The organism is Citrobacter sp. W9, assembly GCF_026719375.1.
Classification (GTDB): domain Bacteria; phylum Pseudomonadota; class Gammaproteobacteria; order Enterobacterales; family Enterobacteriaceae; genus Citrobacter; species Citrobacter werkmanii.
The window spans coordinates 327,326-335,701 of the sequence record NZ_JAPPTE010000004.1; the positions used below are offsets into that span (position 1 = coordinate 327,326).

Annotated in this window: 9 protein-coding genes and 1 pseudogene; 2 read left to right on the forward strand and 8 right to left on the reverse strand. The window is 49.6% G+C overall.

Annotated features, from left to right (window positions below):
• Positions 1-135 precede the first annotated feature (135 nt).
• Positions 136-1,506 (reverse strand): tyrosine phenol-lyase, encoded by a 1,371-nt coding sequence (locus OOJ59_RS09585; protein WP_038636869.1) that lies wholly within the window; start codon positions 1,504-1,506, stop codon positions 136-138.
• Positions 1,507-2,340: 834 nt separating this feature from the next.
• On the opposite strand from OOJ59_RS09585, the pseudogene OOJ59_RS09590 reads away from it, so the two are divergent.
• A pseudogene (locus OOJ59_RS09590) lies at positions 2,341-2,466 on the forward strand (hypothetical protein); the annotation flags it as partial.
• A 46-nt stretch (positions 2,467-2,512) separates the two neighbouring features.
• Here OOJ59_RS09590 and OOJ59_RS09595 read toward each other — a convergent pair.
• The gene (locus OOJ59_RS09595; RefSeq protein ID WP_160955314.1) at positions 2,513-3,148 is read right to left on the reverse strand and encodes an HNH endonuclease; all 636 of its coding nucleotides are present in this window, start codon (positions 3,146-3,148) and stop codon (positions 2,513-2,515) included.
• Between the two features lie 140 nt (positions 3,149-3,288).
• Between OOJ59_RS09595 and OOJ59_RS09600 the strand changes: the two genes are divergently transcribed.
• A complete protein-coding gene (locus tag OOJ59_RS09600; RefSeq protein ID WP_160955313.1) occupies positions 3,289-4,161 on the forward strand; it encodes a phosphorothioated DNA-binding restriction endonuclease in 873 nt (290 codons plus the stop codon).
• Between the two features lie 180 nt (positions 4,162-4,341).
• Here OOJ59_RS09600 and OOJ59_RS09605 read toward each other — a convergent pair whose 3' ends face one another.
• The 6 genes from OOJ59_RS09605 to OOJ59_RS09630 all read right to left on the reverse strand — a co-directional run bounded on the left by OOJ59_RS09605 (position 4,342) and on the right by OOJ59_RS09630 (position 8,169).
• On the reverse strand, positions 4,342-5,349 hold the full coding sequence (locus OOJ59_RS09605) for a restriction endonuclease (RefSeq protein ID WP_044864458.1): 1,008 nt from the start codon (positions 5,347-5,349) through the stop codon (positions 4,342-4,344).
• A gap of 258 nt (positions 5,350-5,607) precedes the next feature.
• Positions 5,608-5,949 (reverse strand): TA system toxin CbtA family protein, encoded by a 342-nt coding sequence (locus OOJ59_RS09610; RefSeq protein ID WP_040196446.1) that lies wholly within the window; start codon positions 5,947-5,949, stop codon positions 5,608-5,610.
• A 20-nt stretch (positions 5,950-5,969) separates the two neighbouring features.
• Positions 5,970-6,311, reverse strand: a complete 342-nt coding sequence (locus OOJ59_RS09615) for a type IV toxin-antitoxin system YeeU family antitoxin (protein WP_044864456.1) — start codon at positions 6,309-6,311, stop codon at positions 5,970-5,972.
• A gap of 10 nt (positions 6,312-6,321) precedes the next feature.
• On the reverse strand, positions 6,322-6,864 hold the full coding sequence (gene radC, locus OOJ59_RS09620; protein WP_044864455.1) for a RadC family protein: 543 nt from the start codon (positions 6,862-6,864) through the stop codon (positions 6,322-6,324).
• A gap of 12 nt (positions 6,865-6,876) precedes the next feature.
• Complete coding sequence (locus tag OOJ59_RS09625) at positions 6,877-7,317, reverse strand: antirestriction protein (RefSeq protein WP_023329298.1); 441 nt, start codon at positions 7,315-7,317, stop codon at positions 6,877-6,879.
• A gap of 30 nt (positions 7,318-7,347) precedes the next feature.
• Positions 7,348-8,169 carry a DUF932 domain-containing protein gene (locus OOJ59_RS09630; RefSeq protein WP_023329299.1) on the reverse strand — a complete coding sequence of 274 codons (822 nt, stop codon included), beginning with the start codon at positions 8,167-8,169 and terminating at the stop codon, positions 7,348-7,350.
• Positions 8,170-8,376 lie beyond the last annotated feature (207 nt).

The window sequence follows — 8,376 nt, forward strand, 5'->3', positions numbered from 1 at the left end:
TGCGGATAATAAAAATGTCGGAGTCAGGGTTTACTTTTTATAGTTCTGTCACGGTAACGGACACCGCAAAGGCTTCCTGTTCATGGAAAAAGAAGACAAAAAAGCCCCATCGCCAGATGGGGCCATAATGATTATTTAGATATAATCAAAGCGTGCGGTAAAGAAACGCAACTGCTTCGGCTCGTAAATAAACTTCAGCCCGCGAATATCTTCTTTGTGCTGGTAAAGTTTAATAATACCGTCGGCCACCACATCCATATGCGCGTAGGTATAAACGCGACGTGGAATCGTCAGACGCACGGTTTCCAGTTTCGGTCTGTGGTGTTCGCCGGTGACGTTATTACGACCCGCAGAGATAATTCCGCGCTCCATACTACGTACACCAGTTTCCACATAGATGCTGGCAGCCAGGCTTTGCGCCGGGAACTCGTCCTGCGTCAGATGCTCGCAGAAACGGCGCGCATCGAGGAATACCGCGTGACCGCCCACCGGTTCAACAATCGGTACGCCAGCAGCTTTCAGCTTGTCGCCCAGATAGCGCACCTGCTTCACGCGGTGCTCAATGTACTCATACTGCATGGCTTCGCGCAGGCCAATCGCCATGGCTTCCATGTCGCGTCCGGCCAGGCCGCCGTAGGATGGCATCCCTTCGTACACTACGACTAACTCTTTGGCAGCAGAGAACATTTCGTCATCATTCATGCACAGGAAACCGCCGATGTTTACCAGACAGTCTTTTTTACCACTCATGGTACAACCGTCGGCGTAGCTGAACATCTCATGCACGATCTCTGCGATGCTCTTGTTCTCAAAGCCCTGCTCTTGCTCTTTGATAAAGTAGGCGTTTTCTACGCAGCGGGTGGCGTCGTAGAACACTTTAATGCCGTGTGCTTTTGTCAGTTCACGTACCGCACGCATGTTTGCCATCGATACCGGCTGCCCGCCCGCGAGGTTAACCGTCACCGCCAGGCAGATATAGGCAATATTCTCGGCGCCTTTTTCATCAATCAGCTTTTGTAATTTTTTAAGATCGATATCACCTTTAAATGCAATATTCAGACCGGCATCGTGCGCTTCGTCACGAACGATATCGACAAACACCGCGCCATTTTTTTCCTGGTGATAACGGGTAGTGGTGAAATACATATTCCCGGCAACATATTGCCCAGGTTTAATAGCCAGCTGCGATAACAGGTTTTCAGCGCCGCGGCCCTGGTGAGTCGGAACAATATGTTTAAAGCCAAACAGTTCCTGAACCGTTCTTTCCAGATGGTAGAAGTTTTCGCTGCCCGCGTACGCTTCATCACCCATCATCATTCCGGCCCACTGCTTGTCGCTCATTGCGTTGGTGCCACTGTCGGTCAGCAGGTCAATATAAATATCTTTCGAATTTAACAGGAAAGTATTGTAACCCGCTTCCTGCATTTTCTTAAGGCGTTCATCACGCGGGATCATAGATACAGTTTCAACGCTTTTAATACGGAAGGGTTCTGCCGGATAATTCATTTTGTTTCTCCAGTAACAGTGGTCATGTACGTATTAATGTGAAGTAAAGCATACCTGGTTCATCAATAAAGTCTGATGAAATATAACTATTCGCCTCCTGAGCCAGGGGGAGAAATAATGTGGAGGCACTATGCAAGATTTAATTGATTATGGAAATAGCTCGAGCAACATTAATCACTGGCAATAATTCCAAAATCTGTAAATGTGAGTGATGCAAATCACACGTCATTTTTTTACCTATTCATATTCAACAAGTTTTTTTTTGCGTGTTGTTTTGTCGTTCGCTGTTGAACGTTACCTGCGACCGGAAATACTGAAAACTTAACTTTCCAGGCTGTTCTCATTTTGTATTGGTGAATGAGTACACCCCATTTTGTGAGAGTCGGATCACTTCGCGGGTTACTATTTGTGATACACATCACTAAAAGTGTAAAGCAAAGTGTACAAAACGGTGTTGTTTCAGAGTTTGCTATTTGCTTCAGTGAGTTAGATCGCATTTTTGACCAGATGGGAACAGGCGTTGTTTTCTGGAGCGCGGGGATATTCAGGCGCGTGGAAGGTAATGAATTTATACGCTGAATAATACCGGATTTATTGGGATGAAGGTGTTTTCTATTTATTCCAAAAGCGTGCTATTCGCGCTTATTTCATCTTATTTACATCTGGACTTCACCCAAGATACTGGGGGAATTTACAGGGGTTTTATTAGCGCGATGCGAAGGTGCGCCAACACCTGCGCATCGCTAATCACTGTCACTATTAAAGGGAATAGTCACCATAACTGATACGCATAGTATTGCAGTTTCATTTGATCCAGAAGTGCACGCCGCACGCACCGCCGAATCCGAAGAGTCAGAACTGATGAAATCCCTGCGCGCCGTGGAAAAGCTCTCCGCGCGCAAGCAAAAGCAGGTGCTGGAGTTTATCGGAGTGATTGCGGGGAAAGCGTCAAAGGGGTGAGAGTGTGATTGTCCTTGAGGCGCCTGCGGGGTGCCTTTTTGAGCATTTAGCACAGCATATTTTTCAGTTCTTCCGGGGTATACGGCGGGCAGCGCCGGTGCAGCATAGCATGACAATTTGGACACACAGGGATCAGGTCATTGATGGGATCAAGGCGGTAGTTTTCTTTTATTACCGATAAGGGTACCAGGTGATGTACATGAATAAACCCTTCAGCAATCTTACCGTAGACCTTTGACATATCCATGCCACACACTTTGCACTGATAGCCGTGGTGGTGAAGCGCTGCCTGTCGGGCATTGCGGTCGCGCTCATAGCGATTCACAGCAACCAGGGTCGCTGCCCCCTCGATATATTCAGTTTGCGCTTCGAGTTCTTCAGGAAAGATCGTGTCGCTCACCGCCGCAGCACGATTTTTATCCTGAACAATATGAAAACCTTGCTCAGTCAATAATCTGACGCATTTCGAACTGATACCGCCGGAGAAATCCTGCGGGGTAAACGCTTTGCCCGTCAAAAGCGTCGCCGCAATTCCGGCAATAGCTTTTGACGGATATCGACGCCCCTGAAATTCCAGCTCATAAAGCCGTGCCTCTTTGAAACGATGAGAGAAGCCCGAGTCATAGGCGTGAATGGCCTTGATGATGTACTCGCGCGGCAGCGTGTCAGGTAGTTCATTCATGGGGCTGGTTCCTTTAACCAAAGGCTTTCTGAAATAACGGCATGCGATAAAGTGACATCCATAGTGTATCGGTCTCACCCCCCTTGATCAGATGATATTTTGCGAGCATCATCGCAATTATTTACCTGATAATGAAATCAATGGCTTCCAGTAAAACCCTGCAACAGGCAATTGCCGACATTACCATCTGGCGTAAAGGCGAGCAGCGTGCGCCGCATAAGCCTCTGCTGCTGCTTCATGTGCTGGCGGGTTATCAGCAGGGTCATGGTCGCCTGTTTGACTACGGTTCGGAGGTTCGCGACCCGTTGCATAGCCTGCTGGAGCGATTTGGACCACAGCGCGCGCAGTACCGCCCGGATATGCCCTTCTGGCGCTTACAGGGAGATGGGTTCTGGGAGCTACAAAACGCCGAGCATTGTTCAACATCCGGCAGCAGCAAACAGCCCCCTGCCGGAGAACTGGTGACACATAACGTTGCCGGAGGCTTTGATGAACAACATTTTGCCTTGCTGAAAAAGAGCAAGAATCTTATTAATGTCCTGGCCCAGCAAATCCTCGAGGCGCACTTCACCGAAAGCATTCAGGAAGAGATCGCGGATGAACTGGGATTTGATATCCTGCAAATCCGCAAACAACGGGACCCATTGTTCCGCCAGCAGGTTCTGCGTGCTTATAACTATGAATGCGCCATCTGTGGCTTCAATATGCGCCACGACAGCACCTCTGTCGCCCTGGAAGCCGCCCATATCAAATGGAAACAGCACGGCGGCCCGTGCGAGATTTCAAACGGCCTGGCGCTGTGCGCAATCCACCATAAAGCCTTTGACAAAGGTTCGATTGGGCTGGATGAGAGTATGCGAGTTCAGGTGTCACCCGCAGTGAATGGCAGCGGTATGGTGGGCAGACTGTTCTGGGATTTCGACGGTAAATCGATAGCGCTGCCGATGATGCGCGAGAATTATCCAAAAGAAGGGTTTGTGGAGTGGCACAGGAAAGAGGTGTTTAGACGGTGAGTGCGAAGGCCGGACTCGAATTTCACACCCAATAGACTGATATCAATGTAGTTTATAAGCAGGAATAATTATTTATACCCGTACTTGTACCCACAAGTTAAAATTCGTATAAAAAATAGACATCGCGAGTGGATATAAAGCCATACAAGTAGAACACCGATATGGCTATCAAAGCAAGATTCAAGCAGGAAGGAAAGTTTTCTTCAGAGGCACTAAAAGTTTGGTCTCGATATCGACTTGCTCGTAGTTCTCAATGAGCGCACGGACGAGATCATCTAGCGTCCAGAGCGTCAGAGGTATCGTCGAACGATCAGCTTCATATCGAGCATCTTTTGTAAAACCACCGGTACTGACATAAAGCCCGCGGTCATCTTTATGGCGACCACCGATAAAGCTGCGTATCTGTTGGCTTCCCATCTGTTCCCTGCGGTGCTTTACCTCAACGATAATACGCGGATTTTCAAAACCGAATCCATCAGGTGAAGCAATGATATCTTTACCCCGATCGGCTCCTGCAGGTGAAACCTGCGTTTTATAGCCCATACTGCGTAAAACTCCGGCAACCAGATTTTGCATCTCATCCCAATCAAGAGAGTTGATGCGGTCTTTGATACCCTCAAACGCCAGCATTTCCATATCGCGGAGCGGATCAGAAACGACCTCATCTTCATCTATCACAATTGGATTCTGAGTAATTACATCTGCAGTGGGTTTCTTATCCTGTAAAAGCTCTTCTAGCGCATATTCTGGAAGCTGGAAAACTGTCAGCGTAGAACCCAATGTGTTTTTGGTAGCAACAGACAGTCTATCGCGGTCGATTTCTTGAGTATTCCATTTAACCTGCCGAGCGATCCCCATCCCCTCTTCAACCCATTCAGGATGATATTGGAAGTCTGAAGTGACTTTGCCTAGCAAATAAGTACGGTTGGCTGGCGAATAGGTAATAACCCAATCACCCTTTTGGATCTCATTCACAAAACGCCAGACCTGCGATGCACCAGAACGCGCAGTTCCCAGCTTTGTTAAGGGATCTGCCTCCTGGTATAAGGCGAGTAACTGGGCTCGGGACAGGCCGGGTTTGACTAATGGAGCCAGCTGAGACCAACCAATGCCTACAATTTGCTTATCGCGAAAATCGTCATAGAGCTTGCCGCCGTCACCACGGATCATCCACATTCTGTTGCCCATAGCCGTCCCTTCATGAGGAAAAGAAATTAAGCTGGATCATAAGCTTGTTCGCCGCATGCGTCAAAACCATCAACAACGATGGCCCAGCATTCCCGGATTGTACTTGTGGTGATGTGCCCAGTTAAAATTACAGCTTCTATTTGCATGATATTTCGTCCATATAAGTAAAAGCACCAACCAGCATCGGCAGGTGCTTTTTGGAATGAGTAAATAAGTAAGGAAAGCTGCAGTGTGAATCAGGAAGGCTATTCCCAATGTTCACTGAGCCGCGCTAATACGATTTCTTTTCAATAAACCAGTTGCCTGCCGCGCCCGCAGAATATCGACTGCCCGCAGATATGGGGACTGTTCTTGCCAGTTGAATCCCCTACGATCAATACGAACCAGTTCGTACTTTTCCACCAGAAAATTAACGGCATCGGCCAAAGATATACCGGCATCGATATGTTCCTGAATTACCGTTTCATCACTGAATGGTGTGTCGTTGAGTGTCAGGCCATAATGTTGTTCCAGCAGGCGTGCAAGCAGCATTTGCCACACTGCCACGGGCGACAGACATAGCGTCACCGCCTGCGGCGTTGTTGCAGGTAGAGTTTTCATATTTGCTCTTGTGGAGTTAGTTAACGTTGAGTGGGGTAAATGGCGATGTATACGTAGCCGTAACTGCCAAGGGTATCGGCTTCGCAGGTGAAACCATTGTGGTACAGGGTGACACAGTGGGCATGGCGAGGATTCATTTCACCAGTAGTCAACATCGACTCCATCTGGCTGATAAAATGTGGGAATACTTCATCCAACTTCAAAGATTCTGCGTTACTGAAGTCACCGGTAATGCTGGCCCGGTCAATCAGATAGTGCAGCCGGTTTCCCTCCTGTACCAAACGAGCGCCAAAGCAAGGCGTCACATTACGATTCAGCCCCCACTGGAGAAATGAATCGTTCTCTGAGTCAGTAGATTTCATTGAAGTACCCTCATATCCAGCCTCGCTCTGCAAACGACACAATGCCATCTGAACCGACAACCAGATGATCGAGTATGTTCACATCAACCAGTGCCAGGGCTTCTTTGAGCCTGCCCGTAATGTTGCGATCACATTGGCTGGGCTCCGGATCACCGGATGGATGGTTATGCGCCAGCACGACAGCTGCAGCATTGAAGCGAAGCGCTGACTTCACTACCTCTCGAGGATGGACCTGGACATGGTTAATCGAACCGGCAAATAGCGTTTCACTCTCCAGTAAACGGTGCTGGTTATCGAGATAGAGCACCATAAACACTTCCCGTTCTTGTCCTGCCAGATGTAACCGAAGCCAGTCACGGGCAGCAGTACTAGAGGTAAAGGATATACCGGGCTGGCGCAGATATTTATCCAGCAGGTTGATGGCACGACGAATGGTGCGTTGGGCATAGGGGGTTAATCCGGAGGTCGCGGGGAGCAAACAACCATGCTGGGCCATAATCGCCAGTGGAAAGAGTTCAGGCTGAGATGACAGCGGGGATAATGCGGTATTCATGTCAGGCATTCCTCAGTCGATGAGATGCATAATGGCGCTGCACTCTGGATGGTGTAGCGCGAAGTCACGTAAGTGATAATAGTGTTCAGTCATCGCGTCACACTCGGTGCGACAGGCATGGTGGCTGTATGCCATCAGGCAGACGACTATCCCTGCCGCTTCGCCAGTAAGTTCCGCGCCGTTGCCGTTCATGCTGTTGAACAACGTCCACTTCTCACCGTCGGGCTCCGGAGCCATAAATGCGCCGCCGTTGCTGAGTGTGTAAAAGCTCCAGACGCCGCCGCTGTAATCAGCGCACAGACGATCCATCCAGCCAAATATTTGGGGCTCAAGGGTTATCCATTGTGGGATAGATCCAAAGTGCTTCGGCCAGAAGCCGATACGTAACTCGTCAGGGACTACCGAGGCAGTAATTGCTGCCTGCTCAGCGAACTCAAGGTTTTGTGTATCCATTAAACTATCTCCTTATGCTGGTGTTGTTGTTTAACGCCCGAAAAACTCGAGCATGTTTTCTGCCATCACCCACAGGGCGCGATTAAGCTTCACATCGCCGTCAATGCCGGTAACAGCACGGGTGCGACTGCTTTTCCCCTGAGCGGTTCGCCCTGACAGACCTCCTTTCATCAGGTTCTCCTGCACGCGCTGGTAGACGGTCCACAGGTCATCGCTGTAGTCCTCCCGACGACGCGGAGTCAGCAACTGTGATACCGTGACCGGCTGGTGGTCTTCACCAAAGCGATACCTCAATGCGGCATCTGCCAGCGCGTGACGTGCCGGGGCTGGCAGCGCCAGCGACTGCATTGCATCGCGTTTCTCATCCACCCGGTCAAACACCCCAAGCACTTCGTAAGCCCCTTCAATCACCTTCTCGACGACATTACCTTTATGCGGGACCCGCACTTCGCCGAATGACTGGCCGCAGACCAGACCATTGGTACAGACGCCACGAAACAACCCCGGCAGCATCTGGTAGCTCGAGGAGCCGTCATGACTGTTGAGCAAAATGATTTCCGGTACCTGATGCCCGGTCAGTTGACCAGCACGACGCAGGCGCAGCATGTGCTTGGTGTGCTCCCGCTTGCCCAGGTCACGGACCTTCGTCTGGCAGGCAAAGAACGGCTCAAAGCCTTCACGCTGCAGGCTTTCGAGAATGGTAATGGTAGGGATGTAGGTGTAACGGTCTGAACGAGATTCATGCTTGTCACTCCCGAACACGCTGGGGACATGGCTCATCAGCTCTTCATGGGTCAGAGGCCTGTCACGGCGTATCTGGTTTATACGGCCAAAGCGGCTGGCTAATCGCATGGCTAATTCCTTATCTGATAATGAAATAAAAACAAAAAGGCCATGTTCCCGAAGGAGCATGGCCTGTTGCTATCTGGTGTTGTTACCAACGGTGCAAAACTGATCCACCCCAGCGGTTGAAAATTGATCCAGGGGTTAATCTGCTCCTCTGAATACAGGGGAGCTTATGATCACTTTTGAGATTCGTATGGAAATTAAAGTCCTGCA